Origin of the sequence: Phreatobacter stygius, assembly GCF_005144885.1 — a bacterium.
GTDB classification, from domain to species: domain Bacteria; phylum Pseudomonadota; class Alphaproteobacteria; order Rhizobiales; family Phreatobacteraceae; genus Phreatobacter; species Phreatobacter stygius.
Map to the genome: position 1 here is coordinate 5,936,815 of NZ_CP039690.1, position 25,594 is coordinate 5,962,408.

General features: G+C 65.3%; 23 protein-coding genes, 1 tRNA gene and 1 pseudogene. 13 read left to right on the forward strand and 12 right to left on the reverse strand.

Features of this window, described 5'->3' with window-relative positions; all coding sequences use genetic code 11:
* Positions 1 to 8: 8 nt before the first annotated feature.
* The 8 genes from E8M01_RS27970 to E8M01_RS28005 all read left to right on the forward strand — a co-directional run bounded on the left by E8M01_RS27970 (position 9) and on the right by E8M01_RS28005 (position 5,919).
* Positions 9 to 1,691 (forward strand): FAD-dependent monooxygenase, encoded by a 1,683-nt coding sequence (locus E8M01_RS27970; RefSeq protein ID WP_136963150.1) that lies wholly within the window; start codon positions 9 to 11, stop codon positions 1,689 to 1,691.
* Complete coding sequence (locus E8M01_RS27975) at positions 1,688 to 1,933, forward strand: hypothetical protein (protein ID WP_136963151.1); 246 nt, start codon at positions 1,688 to 1,690, stop codon at positions 1,931 to 1,933. The genes E8M01_RS27970 and E8M01_RS27975 overlap by 4 nt, the downstream gene beginning before the upstream one ends.
* A 197-nt stretch (positions 1,934 to 2,130) precedes the next feature.
* Positions 2,131 to 2,532, forward strand: coding sequence for a hypothetical protein (locus E8M01_RS27980; protein ID WP_136963152.1), 402 nt, complete (start codon positions 2,131 to 2,133; stop codon positions 2,530 to 2,532).
* Positions 2,510 to 3,145, forward strand: a complete 636-nt coding sequence (locus E8M01_RS27985) for a TetR/AcrR family transcriptional regulator (RefSeq protein WP_136963153.1) — start codon at positions 2,510 to 2,512, stop codon at positions 3,143 to 3,145. The genes E8M01_RS27980 and E8M01_RS27985 overlap by 23 nt, the downstream gene beginning before the upstream one ends.
* Positions 3,142 to 3,843, forward strand: coding sequence for a glutathione S-transferase family protein (locus tag E8M01_RS27990; RefSeq protein WP_215908812.1), 702 nt, complete (start codon positions 3,142 to 3,144; stop codon positions 3,841 to 3,843). The genes E8M01_RS27985 and E8M01_RS27990 overlap by 4 nt, the downstream gene beginning before the upstream one ends.
* Before the next feature lie 102 nt (positions 3,844 to 3,945).
* The gene (locus E8M01_RS27995) at positions 3,946 to 4,446 is read left to right on the forward strand and encodes a DUF3016 domain-containing protein (protein ID WP_136963154.1); all 501 of its coding nucleotides are present in this window, start codon (positions 3,946 to 3,948) and stop codon (positions 4,444 to 4,446) included.
* Between the two features lie 60 nt (positions 4,447 to 4,506).
* Complete coding sequence (locus tag E8M01_RS28000) at positions 4,507 to 4,779, forward strand: hypothetical protein (protein ID WP_136963155.1); 273 nt, start codon at positions 4,507 to 4,509, stop codon at positions 4,777 to 4,779.
* Between the two features lie 12 nt (positions 4,780 to 4,791).
* Entirely contained in the window at positions 4,792 to 5,919 is a 1,128-nt protein-coding gene (locus tag E8M01_RS28005) for a transglycosylase domain-containing protein (protein ID WP_136963156.1), read from the forward strand.
* Positions 5,920 to 5,971: 52 nt separating this feature from the next.
* On the opposite strand, the gene E8M01_RS28010 is transcribed toward E8M01_RS28005, so the two are convergent.
* Positions 5,972 to 6,700 (reverse strand): RlmE family RNA methyltransferase, encoded by a 729-nt coding sequence (locus tag E8M01_RS28010; protein ID WP_136963157.1) that lies wholly within the window; start codon positions 6,698 to 6,700, stop codon positions 5,972 to 5,974.
* On the reverse strand, positions 6,697 to 7,818 hold the full coding sequence (locus E8M01_RS28015; protein ID WP_136963158.1) for a Ppx/GppA phosphatase family protein: 1,122 nt from the start codon (positions 7,816 to 7,818) through the stop codon (positions 6,697 to 6,699). Before E8M01_RS28015 ends, E8M01_RS28010 begins: the two co-directional genes overlap by 4 nt.
* A 221-nt stretch (positions 7,819 to 8,039) precedes the next feature.
* Here E8M01_RS28015 and E8M01_RS28020 point away from each other — a divergent pair.
* The 3 genes from E8M01_RS28020 to E8M01_RS28030 all read left to right on the forward strand — a co-directional run bounded on the left by E8M01_RS28020 (position 8,040) and on the right by E8M01_RS28030 (position 13,122).
* A tRNA-Gln gene (locus E8M01_RS28020) sits at positions 8,040 to 8,113 on the forward strand.
* A gap of 357 nt (positions 8,114 to 8,470) precedes the next feature.
* Positions 8,471 to 12,022, forward strand: coding sequence for a class I SAM-dependent DNA methyltransferase (locus tag E8M01_RS28025; protein ID WP_136963159.1), 3,552 nt, complete (start codon positions 8,471 to 8,473; stop codon positions 12,020 to 12,022).
* A gap of 50 nt (positions 12,023 to 12,072) precedes the next feature.
* The gene (locus E8M01_RS28030; protein ID WP_136963160.1) at positions 12,073 to 13,122 is read left to right on the forward strand and encodes a restriction endonuclease; all 1,050 of its coding nucleotides are present in this window, start codon (positions 12,073 to 12,075) and stop codon (positions 13,120 to 13,122) included.
* Between the two features lie 681 nt (positions 13,123 to 13,803).
* On the opposite strand, the gene E8M01_RS28035 is transcribed toward E8M01_RS28030, so the two are convergent.
* The 3 genes and pseudogenes from E8M01_RS28035 to E8M01_RS28050 form a co-directional block, all read right to left on the reverse strand.
* Complete coding sequence (locus E8M01_RS28035) at positions 13,804 to 15,003, reverse strand: IS256 family transposase (protein ID WP_136958310.1); 1,200 nt, start codon at positions 15,001 to 15,003, stop codon at positions 13,804 to 13,806.
* 1,032 nt (positions 15,004 to 16,035) lie between these two features.
* Positions 16,036 to 16,323, reverse strand: a pseudogene (locus E8M01_RS35645) (BrnA antitoxin family protein); the annotation flags it as partial.
* Positions 16,320 to 16,568, reverse strand: coding sequence for a BrnT family toxin (locus E8M01_RS28050; RefSeq protein WP_136963163.1), 249 nt, complete (start codon positions 16,566 to 16,568; stop codon positions 16,320 to 16,322). The gene E8M01_RS28050 and the pseudogene E8M01_RS35645, both read right to left, overlap by 4 nt.
* 475 nt (positions 16,569 to 17,043) lie before the next feature.
* On the opposite strand from E8M01_RS28050, the gene E8M01_RS28055 reads away from it, so the two are divergent.
* On the forward strand, positions 17,044 to 17,655 hold the full coding sequence (locus E8M01_RS28055; RefSeq protein ID WP_136963164.1) for a tetratricopeptide repeat protein: 612 nt from the start codon (positions 17,044 to 17,046) through the stop codon (positions 17,653 to 17,655).
* Between the two features lie 106 nt (positions 17,656 to 17,761).
* Here E8M01_RS28055 and E8M01_RS28060 read toward each other — a convergent pair whose 3' ends face one another.
* The 3 genes from E8M01_RS28060 to E8M01_RS28070 all read right to left on the reverse strand — a co-directional run bounded on the left by E8M01_RS28060 (position 17,762) and on the right by E8M01_RS28070 (position 20,189).
* Positions 17,762 to 18,193 carry a GFA family protein gene (locus E8M01_RS28060; RefSeq protein ID WP_342778634.1) on the reverse strand — a complete coding sequence of 144 codons (432 nt, stop codon included), beginning with the start codon at positions 18,191 to 18,193 and terminating at the stop codon, positions 17,762 to 17,764.
* Positions 18,194 to 18,435: 242 nt separating this feature from the next.
* Positions 18,436 to 19,635: an IS256 family transposase gene (locus E8M01_RS28065; protein ID WP_136963166.1), complete on the reverse strand. Its 1,200-nt coding sequence runs from the start codon at positions 19,633 to 19,635 to the stop codon at positions 18,436 to 18,438.
* A gap of 368 nt (positions 19,636 to 20,003) precedes the next feature.
* The gene (locus E8M01_RS28070; RefSeq protein WP_136963167.1) at positions 20,004 to 20,189 is read right to left on the reverse strand and encodes a hypothetical protein; all 186 of its coding nucleotides are present in this window, start codon (positions 20,187 to 20,189) and stop codon (positions 20,004 to 20,006) included.
* Positions 20,190 to 20,211: 22 nt separating this feature from the next.
* On the opposite strand from E8M01_RS28070, the gene E8M01_RS28075 reads away from it, so the two are divergent.
* Positions 20,212 to 20,892 (forward strand): hypothetical protein, encoded by a 681-nt coding sequence (locus E8M01_RS28075; RefSeq protein ID WP_136963168.1) that lies wholly within the window; start codon positions 20,212 to 20,214, stop codon positions 20,890 to 20,892.
* 34 nt (positions 20,893 to 20,926) lie between these two features.
* On the opposite strand, the gene E8M01_RS28080 is transcribed toward E8M01_RS28075, so the two are convergent.
* The 4 genes from E8M01_RS28080 to E8M01_RS28095 form a co-directional block, all read right to left on the reverse strand.
* The gene (locus tag E8M01_RS28080) at positions 20,927 to 21,121 is read right to left on the reverse strand and encodes a DUF6494 family protein (protein ID WP_136963169.1); all 195 of its coding nucleotides are present in this window, start codon (positions 21,119 to 21,121) and stop codon (positions 20,927 to 20,929) included.
* Between the two features lie 65 nt (positions 21,122 to 21,186).
* On the reverse strand, positions 21,187 to 23,961 hold the full coding sequence (locus tag E8M01_RS28085) for a UPF0182 family membrane protein (RefSeq protein ID WP_136963170.1): 2,775 nt from the start codon (positions 23,959 to 23,961) through the stop codon (positions 21,187 to 21,189).
* A gap of 96 nt (positions 23,962 to 24,057) precedes the next feature.
* Positions 24,058 to 24,828: an ABC transporter permease gene (locus tag E8M01_RS28090; protein ID WP_136963171.1), complete on the reverse strand. Its 771-nt coding sequence runs from the start codon at positions 24,826 to 24,828 to the stop codon at positions 24,058 to 24,060.
* Positions 24,825 to 25,589, reverse strand: a complete 765-nt coding sequence (locus tag E8M01_RS28095; protein WP_136963172.1) for an ABC transporter permease — start codon at positions 25,587 to 25,589, stop codon at positions 24,825 to 24,827. The genes E8M01_RS28090 and E8M01_RS28095 overlap by 4 nt, the downstream gene beginning before the upstream one ends.
* Between the last annotated feature and the right edge of the window lie 5 nt (positions 25,590 to 25,594).

Here is a 25,594-nt window from a genome sequence, read left to right on the forward strand (position 1 = left end):
GAGAGACAATGAGACCGAAGGGCCGGGGACCGCTCGAGTCGCTCTATTTCGACTATCCGGTGTTCGCGGCAGAGCCGGCTCCGGAGCTGTCGGGCCAGTCCCGGCCGCATCCCGTGGTCATTGTCGGCGCCGGCCCGATCGGCATGACCGCCGCCCTGACGCTGGCGCGCTACGGCGTGAAAAGCGTCATGCTCGAGGCCAAGAACACGTTCAACGACGGCAGCCGGGCGATCTGCATTGCCCGGCAAAGCTTCCAGATCCTCGACCAGGTGGGCGCGGTCGCGCCGTTCCTCGAAAAATCGCTCGGCTGGACGCGCGGCCGCAGCTTCTATCGCGGCCGCGAGATCTATGCGTTCGAGATGCCCCATGGCGGGCACGAAAAATACCTGCCGATGTATAATCTCGAGCAGCAATATATCGAACAGTTCCTGCATCAGGCGGTGGCGCGGAGCGACCTGATCGACATGCGCTGGCAAAGCGCGGTCACCGGGATTGCCGCCGGCGACGACAGCGTGACCCTGGATGTCGGCTCGCCCCATGGCGCCTATCGGCTGGCGGCGGACTATGTCCTGGCGGCCGACGGCGCCCGCAGCACGGTCAGGAGCAAGCTCGGGCTGCGGCTGTCCGGCCAGAATTATGAGGGTCGTTACGTCATTGCCGATATCCAGATGGACCATGACTATCCGACCGAGCGGCGCGCCTTTTTCGAGCCGGCCTCCAATCCCGGCGGCACGGTGCTGGTGCACCGCCAGCCCGACAATATCTGGCGTATCGACTACCAGCTGAAGGACGGCGAGAGCGAGGACGAGGCGATGCGCGAGGAGACGATCCGCGCGCGCGTCGGGGCGATCCTTGCCGATATCGGCCACCGGGGCGATTGGGCGCTGGAATGGTGGAGCGTCTATACCGCCAACACCCTCTGCCTCGACGACTACCGCCGGGGCCGCGTGATGTTCATTGGCGACAGCGCCCATATCGTGCCGATCTTCGGCGTGCGCGGCCTGAACAACGGCTTTGCCGACGCCCAGAACATTGGCTGGAAGCTCGCCTATGTGCTTGACGGCGCGGCTGGCGAAGCGCTGCTCGACAGCTATTCGCCCGAGCGGCGCGGCGCCACCCTCGACGTTTTTGCCAATGCGACCAAGAGCACACGCTTCATGACGCCGCCGACGCGCGGCTGGAAGCTGATGCGCGAGGCCGTGCTGTCGCTGGCGCTCGGCCATGATTTCGCCAGGGCTTTCGCCGACCCGCGCCAGATGTTGCCCTATAGCTATGCCGAGAGCCCGCTGACCTTGTGGCCCGACCGCGATCGGGACTTCGCCGGCGGTCCGCCTTGTGGTGCGGCGAGTGCCAATGCCCGGCTGGCCGATGGCGGTTTCCTGCTCGACCATGCCGGCGACGGTTTCACCGCCCTGGTCTTTGCCGAGGGCCCATTGAGCGCCGGCATGGCGTCCTTGCTGGCGTCGCTGGGCCGGCTCGACCGGCGCTTCAAGGCGCTGACCATCGGCGGCGGCGGTCAGGCCGGCGCGATCGCCGACCCCGACGGCAATGTCGCCGGCCGCTATGACGCAAGGCCCGGCACCGTCTATCTGTTGCGCCCCGACCTGCATGTCGCCGGCCGCTGGCGCGACGCGGTATCGGATGAAATCATCGCCTCCTTGTCGGCTTGCCTCGGGAGATCGGCACCATGACGCCCGGGCCCGCGATGAAACCCAAGTCCGCGCCGAAACCCTTGCCGTTCGACAAGCTCGAACAGGTCTATGAGCGGCTGGCCGAGGCCATCGACCAGGTCGGCGAAGCCAATGAGGCGGTGTTCCTGGCCAAGCTCGTCATGGTGCTGGCGCATCGGGCCGGCGAGGCCGTCGATTTCGCCGATTGCCTCAAGGTCGCGGCCGAAGATCTCGAGAAGGCGCCGGACCGACCGGTTTCCTGAGCGCCGCGATCACCGGATAGGCCCGTATCCGGCCTCGCTGCCCTTTTTCGTCTTCGCCGGCCTTGGGTCGGCCATCCACGCATGGCCTTGATGGCGAAAGACGTGGATGGCCGTGACAAGCACGGCCATGACGCGCGGAAAACCGGCGCCGGCAATAGACTCGCCGACGGTTCCCCTCTGGAACCACCGAGACGCCCATGTCCGGCCTCGCCGCCCTTTTTCGTCATGGCCGGCCTTGGGCCGGCCATCCACGCATGACCTTCACCGCGGAAGACGTGGATGGCCGTGACAAGCACGGCCATGACGCGTGGAAAACCGGCGCGGGCGATGGATCGTCGATGGTTCCGCTCTGGAACCACCGCGGCGCCGCTGTCGGCGTCGCCACCCTTTTTCGTCATGGCCGGCCTTGGGTCGGCCATCCACGCATGGCCTTCACCACAGAAGACGTGGATGGCCGTGACAAGCACGGCCATGACGCAGCGAGAGCCATCAACGGTCAAATTTTTTGGCGTTGCAAAACAGACCGGTTGTCCTGTTTGATGGCTGTGTTAGCTTGGCCACCGGAGGAAACACGTGATGGCGGCACCGCACAGGCGTGAGCGCAAGCGCATCAACGACCCCGAGGGCTTGCGCCGCCGGCTGCTCGATGTCGCCTTCGATGCCTTTCAGGCTGGCGGCTATCACGCCACCAGCATTCACGAGCTGATGCGGCTGGCCGGCGCGACCGGCGGGGCGCTGCATCACCATTTCCCGAGCAAGAAGGCGCTTGGGCTTGCCGTCTTGCACGAGCGGGTGGCGGCGGCGGTCGAGGCGACCTGGATCGCACCGGTGGCCTCGGCCGCCTCGGCGCGATCAGGCATCCTCGCGGTGTTCGAGGCGATCGCCACCGGGCTTGATGAGCGCGGCGCGGTGCGCGGCTGTCCGCTCAACAATCTCGCGCTGGAATTGTCGCTGGCCGATGCCGAGTTCCGCGCGGCGGCCGAGGGCATTTTTGCCGGGTGGCGCCAAGCGCTCGCCGCCAAATTTCGCGCCGAGCGGAGCGACCAGCCCGAGACGCTGGCGACCTTTGTGGTCGCCGCCTATTCCGGCGCCATGGCGCTCGCCAAGGCCGAACAGCGCGCCGCGCCGCTGCGCGCTTGCGCAGGCCAATTGGCACTGATGCTGGGCCAACCCGGCGCCACGACAACCACGCTTCAGGGGAGGCCAGGATGAACCGCATGCGCCTGTTCTACGGACCACTCAACATGTTCGGCGCCAAGGTCCAGATCGCGGCCTTCGAGAAGGGCCTCGATTTCGAGATCGTCATGGTGCCTTTCGACATGGACCGGCTCTATGAGCCGAAACACCCGGAGGTCTGCCGCATCAACCCGAAACGCCAGGTGCCGGTGCTGATCCATGATGATCTGGAGATCTTCGATTCGACCCAGATCTTCGAATATTTCGAGCATTTGAAGCCCGAGCCGGCGCTCTGGCCCGCCGAACCCGCGGCGCGTGCCCGCGCCCGCCTCATCGAACACAAATCCGACGAGGTCTATTTTCCCCATATCATCAGGCTGATGAGCCTGCAGGGCCAGCTCGGCGAGGAGCCGGCCATCGCGGCGCTCGAGAGCGCCGGCCGGTTTCATGCCGAGATGGAACGGACGATCGGGGCGAACGACTATCTTTCCGGCGCCTATTCCTTTGCCGATATCGCCTTCTTCATGGCGCAGCTTTTCGGCGAGCGCATGGGCGCGCGGCTGACCGATGCCCATCCGAAACTCGTCGCCTGGCGCGAGCGGATGACCCGCCGGCCGGCGGTGCGCAAGGTCGCGGGGCCGATGGTTGCCTATCTCGTCTCGGTCGGGCGGTCGATCCCGCCCTTCCTGGCCGATCTGAAACCCCAGGGCGAAGCCGCGCCGACCGCGCCCTGAGCCCGACGGCAAAGCTCGCCTGCCGACGCAGCCTCTTCATCCGCGTCCGGCGGCGGCTTATGATCTGCCCCGGGGGGGTCGAACCGTGGTGCCGGAGAGATCATGCGCGCGCCGAAATTCGCCGTCGTCGTTACCCTTGCGTCGCTGCTGCTGCCGGCGGCGGCTCTTGCCGGGGTCAATGTCCGCTTCGTTGCGCCGGAGCGCTTCGCCGACCAGGACTTTCGCAGCCCCTATAAGCGCGAGCCGCTGATGAAAGAGCTCGAACGCTTCCTGCAGCGAGTGGGCGAGCTCTATCTTCGGCCCGGCCAGACGCTCAGGATCGAGGTGCTCGACGTCGACCTCGCCGGCCGCTACGAGCCGTTCAACACCCGCTTCAACGATGTCAGGGTGATGCGCGACGTGACCCCGCCGCGGGTCAAGCTGCGCTATCGCCTGGAAGCCGCCGGGCGGACGCTCGCGAGCGCCGAGGAAACCGTCTCGGACCTCAACTATCTCATGAATATCCAGGCCCGCAATTCCGGCGAATGGCTGCCTTACGAGAAGGCCATGCTGCGCGACTGGTTCCGCAGGCGGTTTGGCGAGGGCCAACGCCCGCGTGGGTGAGGGCGGACGCGCCGCGCGCTCCGCCATATTGTTCCCATATTTGGGAACAAGTATTGGGCAATGCAGATCGTCGGCTTGCCCATCCTCAACGAGGCCATCCACCGCAACCCCGAATCCGGGCCGATGCTGCGCGCCTTTCATGCGCTGGTGGCCGCGGCTGCCTGGGCCGATGCCGAGGATCTCGAGGCGACATTGCCGCTGGCCGGACAGGATGGGCCAGGCCACTGGCGGCTGGTCCTGAACCGACCGGCACTTGTCCTCTCCTGGTCGGTGAATTTCGCCGCCGGGCTGGTCGTGATCGACCGGATTTCATTCGACGTTTCAACATCGTGAGAGAGTAACCCCATGGAACCGCTGAAGCCGATCCGTTCCGCCGACGATCACCAGCGCGCGCTGGCCGAGATCGGCGCGCTGATAACAGCTGCTCCCGGCACGGCCGAAGCCGACCGGCTGGAGGTGCTGGCGATCCTGGTCGCCAGTTACGAAGGCAAGACCGCCGGCATCGATCCTCCCGACGCGCTGGCGGTGATCGAATTCGCCATGCAGGCGCAGGGCCGTTCGCAGACCGAGCTCGCCGACGCCCTGGGGTCGCGGTCGCGCGCCTCGGAGATTCTGGCGCGCCGGCGGGCGCTGTCAGGCACGATGGCCGACAAGCTGGCACGCGCCTGGGCCATTCCGCTCGATCTCCTGAGCCGGCCCTATCAGCTCGCCGGCGGCGGCCTGAAGCGCTGGGCGAAACGGGCAGGGGTGGCGACCGCGGCCTTGGCGCTGCTGATCGGCGGCGGCGCGGGCGCGCTGGTCGTGACCTATGGCCAGGATCTGCCCGATGTCGGGACATTGGCGACCTATCGGCCGCAGACCGTGCTGCGCCGCGATGCCAATGGACGGCTCTTGGAGCGGCGTGACTTCGTCGCGCTCGACATGATCCCCGGCCATGTGGTGAAGGCTTTTCTTGCGGCGGAAGACCGGCGCTTTTTCGACCATGGCGGCACCAGCCTGCCGGCGATCGTCAGGGCCGCGGCGCAAAACATCGCCAGCCTCGGCCAGGATCCGGCCGGCGGCTCGACCATCACCCAGCAGGTCGCCAAGAACCTGCTGCTCGCCGACCAGCCGCGCTCGCTCGGCCGCAAGGTGCGCGAGGCGATCCTCGCCGGCCGGATCGAGGCGGCGCTGTCGAAGGAACGGATCCTGGAAATCTATCTGAACCAGATCTATTTCGGCGGCGCGGCTTATGGCGTGGCCGCCGCCGCCGATGCCTATTTCGGCAAGCCCTTGGGCGCGCTCACCATGGCCGAGGCAGCCTCGCTCGCGGCCCTGCCCAAGGCGCCGAACCTCTATCGCATCGACCTTGCCGACAATGCCGGGCGGGCGCGGGCGCGGCGCGACTGGGTGCTCGGCCGCATGGCAAGCGACGGCATGATCACCGAAACCGCGGCGCTGCTGGCGCGCAACGAGCCTTTGCGCCAGCCCTGAGCGACGCCGGCAGGCCTTCGGGCCTGCCGGCCGTTGGGCAAGGCAGGCCGGTTCAGTCCGGGACGATCACACTTCCCATCTCTTGCGGATCGGCGGGCCGGCCGCGGAACCCCATGGCCAGCACGTAGAGTTCGCTGGAATCGGCGCGGCTCGCCTGCGGCTTGATGTGTTTCACCGTGGCGAAGTCGCGTTTGAGGTCGGCGAGCAGCTGGCCCTCGGTGCCGCCCTGCAGCACCTTGCACAAGAAATGGCCGCCGGGCGCCAGCACCTCGCGGGCGAAATGGATGGCGAGCTCGGCCAGATAGATGATCTTCATATGGTCGGTCTGCTTGTGGCCCATGGCATTGGCGGCCATGTCCGACAGCACCACGTCGGCCTCGCCGCCGAGCAGGGCCTTCAGCCGGTCGGGTGCGTCGTCGGCGGTGAAATCGCCCTGGATGAACTCGACGCCGGCGATCGGATCGACGGCCAGGAGGTCGATGCCGACGATCTTGCCGAGGCCCCGTTCCAGGCCAATGCGCTTGGCCGCCACCTGCAGCCAGCCGCCGGGGGCTGCTCCCAGGTCGACGATGCGCTGGCCGGGTTTCAAGAGCTTCAGCTTGTCGTCGATCTCGATCAGCTTGAAGGCGGCGCGCGAGCGCCAGCCCTCACGCTTGGCACGCGCCACATAGGGGTCGTTCAGCTGGCGCTCCAGCCAGCGCTGCTGGCTGGTGGTGCGCTTCTTGGCGGTTTTCAGCCGCACCGTCATTTCGCGGCTGCCGCCACCCGATTTGGCGCTCATCGCCGGTCTCCGTCATGCGGTCGATAGAAGGGCCGCCGCCAGACGCCGTCGGCGCGCATCAGGCCGACCAATATGCCCTCGCGCAGGCCCCGGTCGGCGACCCTGAGCCGCTCGCAGGGGAAGTGCCGGCGCATGCCTTCGAGAATGGCGCAGCCGGCCAGCACCAGGTCGGCCCGCTCGGCGCCGATGCAGGGATGGCCGATGCGCTGCTCATAGGTCATGTCGAGCAGCTGGTCGAGAATGGTGTCGACCTCGCCGGCGGCGAGCCAGGCGCCGTCGACCCGCCGGCGGTCATATTTGGGCAAGCCGAGATGCACGCCGGCAAGCGTCGTCACCGTGCCCGAGGTGCCCAGCATATGCAGGTGCTCGAGCTGGCCGCGGATCGCCTCGCGATGGGTGAAGCAGGCGACCATCTCGGCCACCTCGTCGACCATCAGCGCGAAGCTCTCGCGGGTCACCCGCTTGCCGTCATGGCGTTCGGCCAGCGTCACCACGCCGACCGGCAGCGAGATCCAGCCGAGAATGTCGGCGGTCGGCGGGCCGCCGGATTTGCCGGGCCCGCGCGGCAACAGCCAGACCAGTTCCGACGAGCCGCCGCCGATATCGAACAGGATGACGCCGCGGGCGCGCGGGTCGGCCAAGGGCACGCAGCCCTGGGCGGCCAGGTGCGCCTCGGTCTGGCGGTCGACGATTTCCAGCGCAAGGCCGGTCTCGTCCTTGACCCGGGTGATGAATTCGGCGCCGTTCTCGGCGGCGCGGCAGGCTTCCGTCGCGATCAGCCGGGCGCGCGCCACCTGCCGGTCCTGCAGTTTGCCGCGGCAGACCTTCAGGGCCTCGACCGCGCGGTCCATTGCCGCGTCGCTGAGCCGCCCGGTCTGCCCGAGGCCCTCGCCGAGCCGGACGATTCGCGAGAAGGCGTCGACCACGCGAAAGCTCGCGCCTTCCGGCTTGGCGACCAGAAGGCGGCAATTATTGGTTCCGAGATCGAGGGCGGCATAAAGCCGTCGCGGCGGGCGATTGGCCGGAGCCATATAGCCGTCGCGCGCGCCGACAGCCGGTGTGGCCGGCTGCACGCCCGATTCTCCCGGCGAACCGCCGTTCTGCGGTTCGTGGGCCATGGCGACCTTTCCACCGGTTGCCCCGGAACGCGCGAACGCTCGACGGGCCAGCCGATTGATGCTGTTCAGTTGGGGCTGAGTGTATCAGGCGAGGGCGGTGCCGCAAGCTTTGCGCGCAAGGCGACGCCGTGGTGCAATTCTCGCCACCGGGCTCTTGAACCCCACGGGCTAATCGACTATGACCGCGCCTCGCACCGGCGACGGGCCGCAAGGTCCGCTGGTGGGGGATAGTTTAATGGTAGAACAGCGGACTCTGACTCCGCTAGTCTTGGTTCGAATCCAGGTCCCCCAGCCAAACCTCGTCAAGTGATTGTTTCATCGAGCCTTTCCGCCCGTCCTCAGGTCGGAAAATAGACGCATGGGCTCGATGGTCCCACAATGCTCTCACATCACCCGCAAGCGTGGCATCTACGTCTACCCACATAGCCGAGGGCAGGTGCTCAGGCTCGTTGGAGCGGCGCTTGAGGGAGCGTGTGAATTGCTCAGAGGAAGACCGGGATTGCCGGCCTGAAGCTTCGACAATGGACCTCTCACCCGCTCGTGGTCGGCTATGCCAGCCCGCCCCCGAGGTGAGAGCTGACGCAATCCTTGGCGATGACTGCTTCAAGACTGCCTTGTTCCTTCCTCCGCCTCCGCATAGCCTGCCGCAAGCATGAGTCCTCCTCCAGACCAACGTACGGACCCCTTCGCACCCTCCCGGTTCATTGGCCGGTGGAAAGGCGCATCCGGCACCGAGCGGGGGGACGCCCAAACCTTCCTGAACGAGTTGTGTCAGCTCATTGGCGTGGATCAGCCGCACGACCATCGCGAGAAGGGCCTGCCTGCCGACGACTACTGCTTCGAGCGACCAGTGAGGTTCCGCTACGAGGACGGCTCAACGTCACCGGGCCGCATCGACCTCTACCGCAAGGGTTCCTTCGTGCTGGAGGCCAAGCAATCCACCAAGCGGCAGAAGGGCGGTGACACCTACGACCAGCTCTCCTTCATGCTGGAGGGCGATGGTGGTGGCGTGGCGGTGAAGGAGCGCCCACGAGCGAAGGCTGTGGCGTCGTCATGGGACGTGCTGATGCGCTCTGCCAAGCGGCAGGCGGAAGACTATGCCCGCGCTCTGGACGAGTGGCCTCCCTTCATCATTGTCGTCGATGTAGGACACACCATCGAGGTTTATGCCGACTTCGCCCGGCAGGGGAAAAACTACGCCCAGTTCCCGAACCGGAACGAGTTCCGCATCACCATGGACGACCTCCAGCGGCAGGAGGTTCGAGACCGACTCCGGGATATCTGGACGGCTCCCCTGACACTCGACCCAGCGACTCGGGCAGCCGAAGTGACGCAGGGCATCGCGGCGCTGCTGGCAAAGATGACCCAGTCGCTGGAGGCAAGGGCCAAGTTGGAGGACCCGACGCAGAAGGCCGAGAACGCCTACCGCATCTCCAAGTTCCTCATGCGGTGCATCTTCGCGATGTTTGCGGAGGATATCGGCCTGCTTCCCGCCGGGGGCTTCCTTCAGCTCATCGAGCTCTACAAGGGTAGGGCGGACCGGTTCCACCACGCGGCCAACGACTTCTTCGACAAGATGGATAAGGGCGGCCACATGGCGGCCATTCAGGCGGACATCCGCCGCTTCAACGGCGGTTTGTTCCGGGAAGCCATCACTGTTCCCATCACCGAGGACGAGCTCGGCCTTCTGGAGCAGGCAGCCCGCCGCGACTGGCGGAACGTGGAACCCGCAATCTTCGGCACCCTGCTGGAGCAGGCCCTGTCGGAGCGGGAACGGTCGAGCCTCGGGGCCCACTACACGCCCCGCGCCTATGTCGAGCGGCTCGTGGTCCCGACCATCGTTGAACCCCTTCGAGAAGACTGGGACATCGTCCAGAGCGATGCCATCGGCAAGTTCCTCGAAGGGAACGCTCCGGCGGCCCGCGAGGCCGTCAAGCAATTCCACGACTGCCTCTGCGACACCCTCGTGCTCGACCCGGCCTGCGGTACGGGGAACTTCCTGTACGTGGCGCTGGAGCTGATGAAGCGCCTCGAAGGTGAGGTGCTGGACTTTCTGAAGGAGCTCGGTGAGCCCAGCGAGCCCCTTCGAACCATCGACCCCCACCAGTTCCTCGGCATCGAGAAGAACCCCCGAGCCGTCCCCATTGCCGAACTGGTCCTTTGGATTGGCTTCATTCAGTGGTGGTTCCGCACCCGCGAGCGGGCGGTGATCCAGGAGCCCATCCTGAAGGACTTCGGCACTATCAAGGTCGGGGACGCTGTTCTGGCCTTTGACCGGGAGGAACTGCTGAAGGATGACAGCGGCCGTTTCATCACCCGTGCCGACCCGGATGCCACCAAGCTCCATCCGATCACGGGTGAGGCCATCCCTGACCCTGATGTGCGGCTGCCGGTTTACCGTTACGTGAGCCCACGGCCCGCGAAGTGGCCAATGGTGGACTTCATCGTGGGCAATCCGCCCTTCATCGGCGGCAAGGACATCCGGGCCGAACTCGGGGATGGCTATGTCGCGGCCCTGTGGAAGTCGCGGGGCAAGAAGACCGACAGCATCGACTTCGTCATGTACTGGTGGGACATGGCGGCCACCATGCTTCGGGCCAAGGGCACTCGCCTCCGCCGCTTCGGCTTCATCACGACCAACTCCATCACCCAGAAATTCTCCCGGCGGGTGCTGGAGAGGCATCTCAAGGCCCCCAAGAACCCCATCTCGTTGCTGTTCGCTGTCCCGGACCACCCGTGGGTCAAGAGCGGACGGAGCACTGGCCGGCGGGCGGCTGTCCGCATCGCGATGACAGTGGCTGAGCGGGGCGAACGAGAAGGGCAACTGGCGGAGGTCATCGGGGAGGATCAGTTGGACACCGACCAGCCGCGAGTCGAACTACGCTCGATGTTGGGGCGGATCAGTCCAGACTTGAACCTGGGAGCGGACATCACGGCCACGAACGCTCTGCGCTCCAACGAAGGGATGGCCAGTCCAGGCGTCAAGCTCCACGGCGATGGCTTTATCATCACGCCGCAGCAAGCTCGCGCCTTCGGCCTCGGGCGGGACGCTGGTCTTGAGGACCATATCCGAGAGTATCGCAACGGCCGTGACCTTGCCTCGCGACCACGGCGCGTCATGGTCATCGACCTGTTTGGGCTCCCTGAGGATGTAGTGCGGCAACGGTTCCCGGCGCTCTGGCAAAGGCTCAGCGAGACAGTGCGGCCAGCTCGCGAGGCCCAAGCGGCCAAGTCTCCAACGGCCGACGCCATCTCCTACAGGGAAAACTGGTGGCTCTTCGGGAAGCCCCGCCAAGAGCTCCGCCCCGCCCTCGTCGGGCTGCCACGCTTTATCGCTACGGTCGAAACATCCAAGCATCGCTTCTTCGAGTTGCTACCCGGCTCAGTGCTGCCCGACAACATGCTGATCTGCGTCGCAACAGCAGACGCGTTTCACATGGGCGTTTTGTCATCCCGGCTGCACATCGTCTGGGCGCTGAGGGCCGGTGGCTGGCTTGGTGTCGGAAATGATCCTCGCTACTCGAAGTCCCGCTGCTTCGACCCTTTTCCCTTTCCAGACGCCACGGAGCCCCAGAAGTTGGCCATCCGGACCCTTGCCGAGGAGTTGGACTCCCTCCGCAAGCGGGTGCTGGCTGACCACGACTTTCTCACCATGACCAAGCTCTACAACGTTCGTGACAAGCTCCTGAAGGGGGAGCCGCTGGACGAGAGCGACCGTGCCATCCATGAGGCCGGATCAGTGGGCGTGGTCCATGAAGTGCATCAGCGCATCGACCGGGCGGTGGCCGATGCCTATGGCTGGCCTGCCGACCTCACCGATGAGGCCATCCTCGCCCGTCTCGTCGCCTTGAACGCGGAGCGGGCGGAGGAGGAGCGCAACGGCCTCGTCCGGTGGCTCCGGCCAGACTACCAAGCGGCCCGGTTCGGGGAAGGCCGGTCCGCCCGCAAGGAGGCTCAACTCGAAGCTGACCTCGATGCACCGACCGCCGGCCGTCCCGGCCTGCCGACCAAGGACCCGGACCTGCTGGCAGAGCTGCGACGGACGCTGCGAGGCATCGGCAGACCGGCAGAGGCCAAGGACATCGCCATCCGCTTCAAGGAAGGCGGCAGGGCCACACGCCGGGTCGAACGCGGCCTCCAGCTTCTCGCAGCCGCGGGGGTCGCCCGGCGGTCTCCTCAGGGCTGGTTCGTGTTGTCGCAGTAGCCGGTCCCCTCGGCCATGGGGCAAACGGTGTTGGGCGGGAGTGAAATCTGATGACGGTTTGGGTTGTGAGGTCCGGGCGCTACGGAGAGCGTGAAACGCTGGCCCTCGACAACGGGGTGGCTGTCATCGGGTGGGAGGAAATGCCTGACCTCTCGACCCTGAAGGTGCGAGAGGACTTACGGGCGGTGCTGAACCGCTCCTTCCCGACCGCCTCCTCTAAGACCCTGACTAACTGGGAAAGCCAGCTCTGGCCCTTTGCCCACGTGATGCAGGTTGGTGACCTCGTTGTGATGCCTCTGAAGACGCGCTCGGCCATCGCCATCGGCCGTGTGAAAGGGCCGTACGTCTACCGCCAGGACCTGGGAGATGCCCGCCACACACGCCCTGTAGAATGGCTCAAGGAGGTACAGCGCAACGAATTCGCACAAGACCTGCTCTACTCCTTCGGCTCGTTCATGACTGTATGCCGCGTCAGTCGGAACCGAGCCGAGGAACGGGTGCTTGCGGTCCTCTCCGGCAAGCCAGACCCGATGCTCAGCGGGTCCTCAATGGCGGTCGGCCGGCCGGTGCCTGTGCCTTCCGGCATCACAGAGGAGGCCGCGCCGGAGGAGACCGCCGTCCTCGACCTTGCCGAAATCGCCGATGACGCCATCCGCATGAAGATTGGAACAGCCTTCAGGGGACACGGTCTGTCCAGCCTCATCGGTGAGGTGCTGAAGGCTCAGGGCTATCATGCGGTGGTTTCGCCTCCGGGGGCGGACGGCGGTGTTGATATCGTGGCGGGGCGCGGGGCTCTCGGTATGGAGGGACCTCGACTGGTCGTTCAGGTGAAATCGCAGGACAAGGCGGTGGACGTGCCCGTCTTGCGGGAGCTTCAGGGCGTCATGAGGCAGTTCAATGCCGAACAGGGGCTCCTCGTGGCCTGGGGCGGGGTCACTAAGGCGCTCCAGAGGGAGGCCCAGCGGCTGTTCTTCGAGATCAGGATTTGGGACGCGGGAGACGTCGTCACGGCCATCCAGCAGGTCTATGAGAAGCTCCCGGAGGAGGTGCAGGCGGACCTCCCCATGAAGCGCATCTGGGTGCTGACGGAGCAGGAGTGAGGCCGGAAGGGTGTGGTGGCCTGCCAGTTGCCCTTGGTCGAGGTGGGGTTGACTGGGTCCCACATTGCTCCCACATCTGTAGGGCAGGGGCAGTCAGGGCTCTATAGTTGACGTCAAAACCTGGACCGTCAGGCCCGTGGATGGCTTCGGTGAGCGGAAGTGGGTATCCAGGTCCCCCAGCCATTTTCGCCGGTTTGCCGAGAGATCATTTGAACTCCCTTTGAAGCGCCGGCGAATTGACTCTCTCCCAGAGGGAGAGGGTGGCAGCGTCAGCTGCCGGGTGAGGGGATGTCCCGCTCCGAACCGGGCGATATGCTCGATACGCGCCGGCATCCATTCCCGCCGGCTGCGCTGTTGAGACGGAGGATGTGGATCAAGTCGCGGGCGCGCCGATAGGCATCTCAGCTCTTGTCAGGAACCTGCGATCTGTTGCCAAGTGCCGCCGATCGCCCATGCCACCCTCATTTCTTTGTCCTGCAATTGGGGTGCAGTCCACCAGCGGGCGCCTTCCAAGAGGCTGCCGTCCTGTGAGCTATCCGCTGGACGTTTCCTAACGTCATGTTAGCTTGCCGATTGGGGCACGCAGGCAGTGCAAGCATGGGGGCCTTGGATGCGGGTCATGTCCCGTAGCGTGGTGTAGCTGGCGCAAGGCCCCACGATCGCCGGCATAGGCCGGGCTGGTCAGGCTGCCACGGCTGGCAGGCCGACACTAGGATCATCGCTCAGGCCGGCCATGGTTTCCAGGGTCATGTAGCGGGCCCGCTGGACGGCCCATTCATCGTTCTGTTCGAGCAGGATCGCGCCGACGAGCCGGGCGATGGCGGCCTCGTTGGGGAAGATGCCGACCACCTCGGTCCTGCGCTTGATCTCGCCGTTGACGCGCTCCAGCGGATTGGTGCTGTGGAGCTTCGCCCGATGTTGCGTCGGGAAGGTCATATAGGCCAGCACGTCGGTCTCGGCGGTATCCATCAGAGCCGCCAGTTTCGGCACCGTTGGCCTGAGCTGGTCGGCGACCCGGCGCCATTGCTGGCTGGCGGCGGCGGCATCGTTCTGGGCGAAGGCGGTGGCGATGAAGGCTGAGACAACGCGCCGCCCGCTGCGGCCGGCATGGGCGAGCGCATTCCTCATGAAGTGCACGCGGCAGCGCTGCCAGGTCGCGGTGAGCACCTTGGAGACCGCCGCCTTGATGCCTTCGTGGCTGTCGGAGACGACGAGTTTTACGCCGCGCAGGCCGCGTCTGGCCAGTTTGCGCAAGAACGCCGTCCAGAACGTCTCTGCCTCGGAGGGGCCGATATCCATGCCCAGCACCTCGCGCCGACCGTCGCCGCTTACACCGACCGCCACGATCACCGCCACCGAGACAATCCGGCCGGCCTGGCGGACCTTCACATAGGTCGCGTCGATCCACAGATAGGGCCAGTCGCCCTCGATCGGCCGGTCGAGGAACGCATGGACGCGCTGGTCGATTTCCTCGCAGAGCCGGCTGACTTGGCTCTTCGAGATGCCGCTCATGCCCATCGCCTTGACCAGGTCATCGACCGAGCGGGTCGAGATGCCCTGGATGTAAGCCTCCTGGATCACCGCGGTCAGCGCCTTCTCGGCCAGCCGGCGCGGCTCCAGAAAGCCCGGAAAGTAGGAGCCTTTGCGTAGCCTCGGGATGCGCAGCTCGACCGTGCCGGCGCGGGTCTCCCAATCCCGCTCGCGATAGCCATTGCGCTGGGCCAGGCGGTCCGGGCTCTTCTCGCCGAAGCCGGCGCCGGCAAGGCCGCTGACCTCAAGCTCCATCAGCCGCCCGGCGGCAAAGCCGATCATCTCGCGCAGCAAATCGGCGTCGGGGCTCTTCTCCAGCAGCCCGCGCAGGTTCATCATCTCGTCGGTCATCGGTGGATCTCTCGGTTCGGGGTTGGTCGTCGCAACCCAAACCTAACCGGCAACCGCCGATGACCACCCGTCAGTTACACCACCAGTCGGGACACGACCTGGATGCGTCGGCTTGGGGTAATCGCCGCGACGGCGATCGGTGTTTCTGCGTGTGCCTATCAGGCTCAAGCGCCGGTAACCCCGGCATCCAATGTGGTGGTGTCGTTCGGGACAAAGATCCCGGGAAAATGGCTCGTGTTTAGCGAAGGTGAGCGGCTCGATAGTCTTGTGCGCCCGTCTGACATCAATTGCTCGGCGCACAATTTCCCGTTGTCGTTTCGAGGTAGTTTCCCTGGGTCGGTTCGCGGAACGCTCGCAAATCTTTTCGAGTCGATTGAGACAGTCGATCGCCCCGTCTCGGGCGAGGAACTTAGGCGTCGCGGAGCGCGAGGAATGGTGACGATCCGGGGGGAAGACGTCCGTGGCACTCTGCGTGTTGCGCCCGGCTTCTGGTCCGCCAATATCATAACCGAAGTCAGGATCACCGCGTCCATCGTCGTAGATGGCACCAGCGGCCGCATCTTCGGGCAGACGGTCGACGGCGATGGCCGAGGCGATACCGATGCTGGCGCCTTTTGTGCTGGAGGGGCTGTTTCGCTATCCCGATCGAGTGAGGAAGCCCTCCGCGTAACGATGCGGCGACTTGGCGAGGCCATCGGCAACTCAGAGAGGGTCCGCGCGGCACGGTGAGCGTCCGTGCGGTTGAGGCCAGGCTGGCGTGCGGAATTGCGATGGCACGTAGCTAATGCGCTATCTTTGTCTAGTTCCCTATTTTATTTATCTACTTCAGGGGGCCACTCCAGTCTTCGCGGAAAAAGGGAAATAGGGACGTGTCACAGTAATGGCGCTTTAGCCCTTCGGCCGCCTCTTTGGTTCGCTCGATGTCGTCGGTTGATGATCTCCACGGCCCTTTGCGGTCATGGCAGACGCCGCAATCGACTTCACGTCTTTCGCAGAACCGCGGCCCTTGCCACTCGAAAGCGTTTTGGCGGCTGCTTGTTCCAGAACCTTGCCCATATTGGCCCGCCATTCGCCGCCGGTCGCTCTGAACGCGGAAACGACCGCTGGATCCAGGCGTAGCGTAACCGCCTCTTTCGGAGCGGCCAACTTCGGCCGGCCGCGCGCACGCTTGATGCTATTCATCAGGTCTGGGAAGGCCGCCGCAAACGGCTTGGCCTTGCGCAACTGCTGGTCGGTTGCTTCGGGAGCGTCGGGATCGCTGGCTATCTGCCGCTGGATCGCGGCCTCTTCGGCATCGGTCGGGTTCTTGATGCGGGTCATAGGATGCTCCTTTCCTTGCGGCTCGCGGGGCGCATCGAAATCACCGAGAGTGCTTCGGAGCCGAGCGGCTTGAACACGACGACGATGATCATCTGACCCTGGAATTCACCGATCGCCATTGACCGACCGGAGTTGGCCGGCACCACGATGGACGAAGCGAAGAAGCTCATGTCGAGCTCGGCGAAATCGAGATCGTGCTTCTCGATGTTCTGGCGCCGCTTCGCTTCATCATAGATGATGTCCACGTATTATTCGTACACGGATAATCGAATCCCGTCAATAATAAGCGTGCACGCAAATACAAGGATCCGCGGACGCCGCTCTCCGCCGCCAACTCCGCCGCACGGCAGGTTCATTGCAACACAAACGGCCGACAGGGGTTGATCCCGCGGGGATCAGGGAAATGGCTGCGTGCCGCCGCAAGGCCCGATCGTCTGCACTCCACCGCGCGGCCGTGCGGTGACCATGGCGCGCTGGCACATGCCGACGCCCCCCTTGTGTTTCTTGACGGACCTGCGGGCAGATCCCGTCGTGACAAATGTCCGCAATGTGACGTCGCCAGCTTGCCGGCCGCGGTTGGGCGTTGAGATCAGGTGCCTGGTGCCATCCACCAGCGTCTCCCGTGGGACAAGGTCTCCGAAGACCGGGCATGGTTCGCATTCGATGAGGAGCGACCATTGGCCTTGGTCGGAGGGCTGAGGAATTGGATCGACAATGAGATTGAGCACTCTCCCGGCCCTGCTTGCTGCCTCATCCATGATCGCCTGCGCGAGCCCTGGTCTCGCCCAGAACAGTCGCGGGCAAGCTGTCGAACTGTGTGTCGGTGAAACATTGGCGCCGAGGGACCGGGTGCGCGGCTGCGACCGGCTCATCCGATCGGGCAGACCAGGCGAGCCGGACCTGGGCGCCTACTATTTTTATCGCGCCCACGGATATTGGGCGCTGAGGCAGTTCGAGAGAGCTGAAACCGACGTCGATCAGGCCATTGCGCGGCGCGGCGGCTGGGCGCAGTTCATGCTGCGCGGCGACATCAGAATTGCCCGAGGAAATCTTGCCGGAGCGATCGACGACTTCACGGCCGCGACGGAATTCGTTCGCGAGCAGTCCGGCCGGGACGAGCAGTCCAAAACCAATCTCGTCTATGCGCTGCTCTCTCGCGCAGAGGCCATGCACGGAGCCGGCAGGCTCTCGTCGGCCTCGTTCGACCTCGACGAAGTCATCGAACTGAAGCCTGACTTCAGGCCCGCCTTGGACCTGCGAGCGCGGGTGCGGGCTGCCTTGGGAGATCATGTCGGAGCCGAGCAGGATCGGCGCGCCGCTTCGGCCAACTAACGTGGCCCCAGCCTGGCCCACTCACTTGGGACGGCAATGCTGGCAGGCCAGGCTGGCACCCGTTCACGCGGGAAAGGGAATTGGCTACGTATCACCGCAATGGCGGCTATCGAGGAAACCCGTCTTGGTGCTCTGGAACCGATACCTTCGGGTCATACCAACTTGCCGCGTCTGACCTCCAGATGTGAGCCACCGGCGTTTCGGCGATCGGTGTGTCGAGACACCCGAGGCGAAGCAACACCGTTGCTGCCCCCACACGTTCTGCCATGATGTGTGACCCGCATTTTGCGCAGAAGTGACGTGTTTTGCCGGGTGACGACTCGTAACCCCTCAACACATCATGCTGACCGCGGGTCCATCGGAACGAGGCACGAGGCACGTTGCTAACGCTGGAAAAGGCCGAGCCGTGAGCCTTGCGGCATGTCACGCAATGGCAATGGACAATCGGGCCTGCGCTCCCGTCGACCTCGTAGGCCAATGATCCGCACAGGCAGCTTCCACTCAGCACTTGTTTTGGTGTCTGCGTCATGCGCGTCATCCTGCCGCGAGCCGATGGTCATTCCAAGGGGGCAGGGAGGCCGGATTTCGAATTGACCGATGACCGCGGACATGTGGGGTTGCATTGATCCCACATTGGTCCCACGCATCCTGAAAGGGTGACGTGATCACCCTCGTTTTGCATCCTAATGCGGTCCGCAAGGGGTTGTGCTGGAGGTCGTGTCCCTTGACGTGGTGTAGCTGGCATTGGGCCACCACGATCACCAGCATAGGCCGGGACGGTCAGGCTGCCACGGCTGGCAGGCTGACGATTGGATCATCGCTCAGGCCGTTCATGGTTTCCAGCGTCATGTAGCGGGCGCGCTGGACGGCCCATTCATCGTTCTGTTCGAGCAGGATCGCGCCGACGAGCCGTGTGATGGCGGCTTCGTTCGGGAAGATGCCGACGACCTCGGTCCTGCGCTTGATCTCGCCGTTGAGGCGCTCCAGCGGGTTCGTGCTGTGAAGCTTGGCGCGATGCTGGGCCGGGAAGGTCATGTAGGCGAGCACATCGGTCTCGGCGGTGTCCATCAGGGCTGCGAGTTTGGGAACCGTCGGCCTGAGCTGGTCGGCGACCCGGCGCCACTGCTGGCTGGCGGCGGCGGCATCGTTCTGGGCGAAGGCGGTGGCGACGAAGGCCGAGACGACGCGCCGCCCGCTGCGGCCGGCATGGGCGAGCGCGTTGCGCATGAAGTGCACGCGACAACGCTGCCAGCTCGCCGTCAGCACCTTCGAGACCGCGGCCTTGATACCCTCGTGGCCGTCGGAGACGACGAGCTTCACGCCGCGCAGGCCGCGTCTGGCCAGCTTGCGCAGGAACGCCGTCCAGAACGTCTCCGCCTCGGACGGGCCGATATCCATGCCCAGCACTTCGCGCCGGCCGTCGCCATTGACGCCGACTGCGACGATCACCGCGACCGAGACGATCCGGCCGGCCTGGCGGACCTTCACATAGGTGGCGTCGATCCAGAGGTAGGGCCAGTCGCCCTCGATCGGCCGATCGAGGAAGGCCTGCACCCGTTCGTCGATTTCCTCGCAGAGCCGGCTGACCTGGCTCTTCGAGATGCCGCTCATGCCCATCGCCTTGACCAGATCGTCGACCGAGCGCGTCGAGATGCCCTGGATGTAGGCCTCCTGGATCACGGCGGTCAGCGCCTTCTCCGCCATCCGGCGCGGTTCGAGAAAGCCCGGAAAGTAGGAGCCCTTGCGCAGCTTCGGGATGCGCAGCTCGACCGTGCCAGCGCGCGTCTCCCAATCCCGCTCGCGATAGCCGTTGCGCTGCGCCAGACGCTCCGGGCTCTTCTCGCCCAAGCCTGCGCCGGTCAGGCCGCCAACCTCGAGCTCCATCAGGCGCTGGGCGGCAAAGCCGATCATCTCGCGCAGCAGATCGGCGTCGGGGCTCTTCTCCAGCAGCCCGCGCAGGTTCATCATCTCGTTGGTCATCGGTGGATCTCTCGGTTCGGGGTTGGTCGTCGCAACCCAAACCTAACCGGCAACCGCCGATGACCACCGCGTCAGCTACACCACCAAGCGGGACATGACCTGTGCTGGACCATTCGAGTGGTCCCCTGGAAGGCGATGGTTGGACTTCAGAGGTCCACTCCAGCGGCTCGGCAATAGGGCGAATGAGGTCCGTGTCACCGCAATGCGGGATGGTCTTGCCGGCGGTCCGCCCAGCCTTGCCGAGGCGATGCGCGAAGGCGACGAAGTCGTCGTCCGCGCCGGGCGGATCGGCTGGCGGTTCTGCTGATGGGGCCGAGGAGGGCTGTCGACCAGCGCCCTCCTCGGCAGGCGGGGCTGTCGCCGGTTCATCACTGGCTTTCGCGGCCGTGCTGGTCGATGCATCCGACGACGCTGGAGGGATGTTCGGACGGGTGTACCTCCAAATAGCCGGTGTCGGCCTCGACCTGCACCGCAGACAGGCCGCCGGAACCGAAAGGCCCGCGCCGGCAACGCGAGCCGTAAGGGGTCGACACCGCCGCCTCGGTCGTGATCATTTGCCTCCCGTGTGGAGGGATCATGCCGACCTGTTCGCTGTGCAAGAGCACCAACCAGTTCCTTCGGATCGAAGCCTATGGCATCTGCTCGGATTGCTATCCGGCGCATGGCCCAGTCGTCGAAGCAGCGGTTGCCGGTATCTTGCGCGAAGCCGAATACCGGACCGGCGTGAAACGCGCCGAGCTCCAGCTCGAATCGGTCGCCAGGTCGATCGAGCACTGCAACGCGCTGCGCCGCTACGGCGTGCTGCCCGGCATCGACGCCGACCCCGACACGCTCACCGTCGAGCTCGAGACGCTGAGGACCGGCATTCTGGAGGAGGCCATCCGTACCCATTGGTTCGCGGCGCGCGAAAGGTTCAAGGACCTGAGGTCGCCCGGCGACAAGCTCGAAGCCTATTCGGGAGCCATCGAACGCCTGCAGCGCCTGAGGGATCACGTCGACGACGCCAGCGTCATCGAGAAGGCGGTGGTCGTCATGCGGGCCGAGCGCGACAAGCTGGCCTTCGGCATGGTGTGGGAAAAGGCCGAGCTGGCCGAGGCGAAGGGCCAGACGAAAAAGGCGCGCGAGCTCTATATCGAGGCGGCCTTCAGCCTGGCCAAAGACGTCACGCCCGATGGGTTCCAGGACGAGCTTCGCGCCAAGGTCGAGGCAAAGATCAGACAGCTCGGCGGGCGCCCGAATGGCGGGGCGGCCGCGTAGGGCTTCGCCAGGCGTCCACCGGCCCGGTGGACGGTCAGCGCAGATCGAGGGTCGTCTCGACGACGTGCTGGAGCGAGGGCGCATCCTCCGATGTGAGCGTCATGCGAAGGCGCATGACGCGTCCGTCGAACGCGCCGTCACGGACGACGCGCTCGATCTCGCGTTGCGAGGTTACGCCGACCTCCTTGAGGAACTTGCGGACAGCCATGTTGAAGCGGTCTTCATCCATGATCGATCTCCAAAGTCGCCGCTCTTGGCGGGTCTTCCATCACGCATGACACATCCCGGGGCCGCCTAGCGATCAGCCGACTGCCGGCTCAAATTCTCCAGAAGGCCGCGCATGCCGTCGAGTTCGGCGCCAAACCCCGCCCAGTCGCCGGACTTCAACCGCTCCATGGCCCGGTGATAGTGGTCGAGCGCCTCCTGCACCTGTTTCGCCACGCTGACCGGGGCCAGCGTTCCCGTCCGAATGGCCAGAGGGGCCGGCGCGGTGCTCGGTTCCGGGAACAGCGCCGACAAGGCCTCGGCGAGGGTTTCCTTCATCACGACATTTTCGCCATAGGCGGCGATCACGCGCTTGAGCTCGGGCAGATACCCATGTTCCGCACGCAGATAGAGCGGCGAAACGTAGAGGATCGAGGTCTCGATCGGAATGACCAGCAGGTTGCCCCGGATCACCCGCGAGCCCAGCTGGTTCCACAGCGCCAGTTGCTGGGAGATCTCCGTGTTCTGGTTGATCCGCGCCTCGATCTGGAACGGTCCGTAGACCAGCTTGTCCTTGGGAAATTCGTAGACGATCAGCTTGCCGTAATCGGGCGCGTCGCAGCGCGCGGCGAGCCAGGCGATCATGTTGTCCCGGCGGCTCGGCACCATGGGGATCATGAGGAAGAACTCGGCCTGCGCCTCGCCGGGCAGCCGCATGATGATGTAATAGGGCACCATCGGGGCGGGGCCACGAGCGGCCGGTTGGCGCGGAAATTGCCAGAGATCCTCGCGGTTGTAAAAGACGTCGGGCACGTCCATGTGGAAGCTCTGGTAGAGCTGCGCCTGGATCAGGAAGAGGTCCTCGGGATAGCGAATATGCGTCGCCAGATCGGCCGGCATGGCCGCGAAGGGCTTGAACAGGCTCGGGAAGATGCGCTGGTAGGTGGCGGCGATCGGATCGGCGGGGTCGATCAGGTAAAAGTCCACGGTGCCGTGATAGGCGTCGACGACAACCTTCACCGCGTTCCTGATGTAGTTGAGATCGTGGTCGGGCGCCGGCTGCGCATAAGGGAAATAGCGGCTCGTCGTGTAGGCGTCCTGGATCCATGACAGCCGCCCGTCGCTGATGACCAGATAGGGGTCGCGATCAAGGGTCAGGAATGGGGCGATCGTGCGGATCCGCTCCTGAATGTTGCGGCGGAACATGATCCGGCTGTCGGCGGTGACATAGTCCGAGAGCAGCAGGTTCACGTCATTGAAATAATGGGCGAAGATCGCTGTCCGCAGGATCCCTCCGATCGGGACGCCGCCGGTGCCGTCATAGCTGGCATAGACATTGTCCTTGCCCCTTGGATAGTCGAACTCCGGTGTGCTCGCCTTGACGATGACGTAGGGGCTGGTCTCCCTGCCATAATAGATGCGCGGCTCGCGAATGGGGGGACCGCCGTCGGCAACCGGGGGAATGTCGCGCACATAGAGAAGCGGCAGGCCTTCGGCGCTCTTGCTGGTCACCGGGCTCATCACCGCGCCATTGCCGTGGGTGAACAGGATGTGCCGGTTGACCCAGGTCTGGGCGTTCGGCGGCAGCAGGGAGGATTTCATCTCGCGGGCCGCGACGATCACGCTCTGGTAGGCGCCGTCGAGCCAGTAGCGGTCGACGTAAAGATCATGAAATTTGTAATAGGTGCGGATCTCCTGCAATTGGGCGTAGGTATCCGCCAGCGGCTGCCTGTCCCATAGCCTGATATTGTCGATGGTGGCGCGGTTGGCCTGCAACGCGTTGAAGCTCAGGTCCTGTTCGGCGGGAAACGCCTTGGTCACGATCTGATCGAGATTGTAGGCCTGCCGGGTCAGGGTGATGTGGCGCTCGATATAGGGCCGCTCCAGATCCAGCTCGTTCGGCTTGACGAACATGCGCTGGAACAGGCCCGCGACCACCCCGGTCAGCACGAAGGCGACGCCGAAGAACAGCGCGGTTGCGGCAGGCAGCCGGTAGCTGCGCAGCCAGACATTGGTCCATGCGGCGCATGCCGCGGCGATCGAAAGGCCGATCAGCACCCACAAAAGCGGCAGGTCCACATGGACGCCGGTATAGCTGGCGCCGACCAGCACCCCGTTGTTTTCGTAGAGCAGCAGGTAACGATCGAGCCCGTAGGACCATGCCTCCACGGCAAAGAAGACACCGAGGAGCGCGGAGCCATGGGCGACCGCCGCCGGCGACATCGACCAGCGCTGGCCGTCATAGGCGATGCCGCCATGCACCCAATGGATCGCGCCGGCGGCGAGCACGCTCAGGAACAGCGTGACCAGCAACCAGTTCTTGATGACGAGATAGGCGGGCAGGGAGAACAGATAGAACCCGATATCCTTGCCGTAGAGCGGATCGTTCGCGCCATAGGGGACCTGGTAGAGGAACCGCAGGAAGACGTCCCAGTTGCCGGTCTCAACCCAGGCGACGAGCAGCGCGAGAAAACCGGCGCCGCCGGCGACGACGGGCCCCCAGGGCAGCCCATGGCGCAAGGCTTCGAATGGATCGGGCGGCGAGGCGACGGCGGCGTTCGGCGCGAGCTCGGACGAGGCTTGCGTCGCGCGTCGGGCCTGGCGGACCGCGATCCATCCATTCGCCCACAGGATGACGGAGGTCGCCGCGAAGACAGCCAGAAAGACCGCAAGCTTCGTGCCGAAAGCCGTCCAGAAGACAGCCAGATAGCCGATCGCCGAAAACCACATCCAATCGACCAGGATGTCGCCCGTGATCCACATGAGGATCAAACAGATCCCGAGCACGATGGCAGCAGGAAGGAGTGCTGCCACGGCATTCTGCCGCAAGAGCGGCCGCCCGGGTCCGGTGATCCCGATCGTCATGCCCTGATTATAGCAGAAGCACGCGACCGCCACCGCTCCGATCATGGCGGCGGCTTGCCGGCCCCGTCGGCGTGCCGGCGAACGCGCGTCCTTGCCTCAATGCCCCCTGGTTCGCCAGGCCAGCAGCCGTCGCTCGACCTCACCGATGCAGGCCGCCGCGAGATAGCCGATCACGCCGAGCAGGATGACGCCGGCGAACAGGTCGGGCGCCCGGAACATGCGTGCGGAAACCAGGATCCACTGGCCGAGTCCGTTCAGTCCGGCGACGATCTCGCAGACCACCGAAAGGATCAGCGCCACCGTCAGGCTGATCCGCATGCCGGCCAGGATGTCGGGCAGGGCCGAGGGCAGCGAAATCTTGAAGATGGTCTCGAGCCGCGACAGGTTCAGGCTGCGGGCGACCTCGTAGAGCCTGGGTTCGACGGCCGAAAAGCCGTGAACGGTGGCGAGCAGCATCGGCCACAGCGTGCCGAAGGCGATGACAAAGATCGCCATCGTCTCGCTCAGGCCATAAAGCGCGATGGCCACCGGGATGATGGCCGAGACCGGCAGCGGCCGCAGGAATTCGAGCGACGGCGCGATATAGATGCGCGCCCGCCTGGACGAGCCGATCAGCGAGCCGAGCACGATCGCGGCAAGCGAGGCCGCCAGCCAGCCGAACGCCATGTGCTGCAGCGTGCCCAGCACCTTGGCGCCAAGGTCACGGGCGGTGAAGCCGCGCACCAGGGCAGCCCAGGCCCTGTCAGGTCCGGGCAGGAAGACCGGCGAAATCAGCTGCGAATTGGCGAGCAACTGCCACAGCGCGACGAAGCCGGCGGCCACCGCCAGGCTGGCGAGACGCCAGATCAACGGGGACGACAGGCTCATTGTTCGCCCTCCACGATCGCGGCGCGGCCGAAGAACCGCCGCTGGGCGAACAAAAGCGTCGCGTTCCAGAGGAAGCCGACAATGCCGATCCAGACGAGATAGGCGAGCATCAGGTCGGGCCGAAGCGCCTGCTGCGCGGTCATCATGGCGTAGCCGAGACCGAGCGGGTTCATGGTGATCTCGACCGTCACGGCGACGATCAAGGCCGCGCCGGCGGCGAGGCGGAACGCGATGAAGATCCGGGGCAGCGCGGCGGGGATGACGATCTTGCAGATCCGCGCGAGCGGCGACAGGCGCAGCGCCCGCGCGACCTCCAGCAGGCGCGGTTCGACCCCCCTGACCGCCGAGCGCGTCATGATCAGGGTTGCGAAGGTGCAGGTCTTCGCGACGATGGTGAATTCCATCATGTAGCCGAAGCCGAAGACCATCAGCGCGATTGGCAGCAGCGCCACGGAGGGGATCGGGCGAATGGATTCGATCGTCACTTCCATCAACCGGTCGACCGGCGGCAACAGGCCGAGCAGCAGGCCGAGAACCAGCCCGATCGAGGTGCCGATGACCAGGCCGGTAAAGGCGCCGATCAGCGTATCGCCGGTCGCTGCCAGCATCGAGCCGTCGGTCAGCGCCTCGAACAGGGCGACGACGACCTGGCTCGGCGGCGCGAGCGACTCGCTCTGGATGTTCGACCAGCGCAGCCAGGCCTCCATGGCGAGGACGGCGGCGATCGGCAACAGAAAGCCTTTCAGGCGGTCGGTGTCCATGCCGG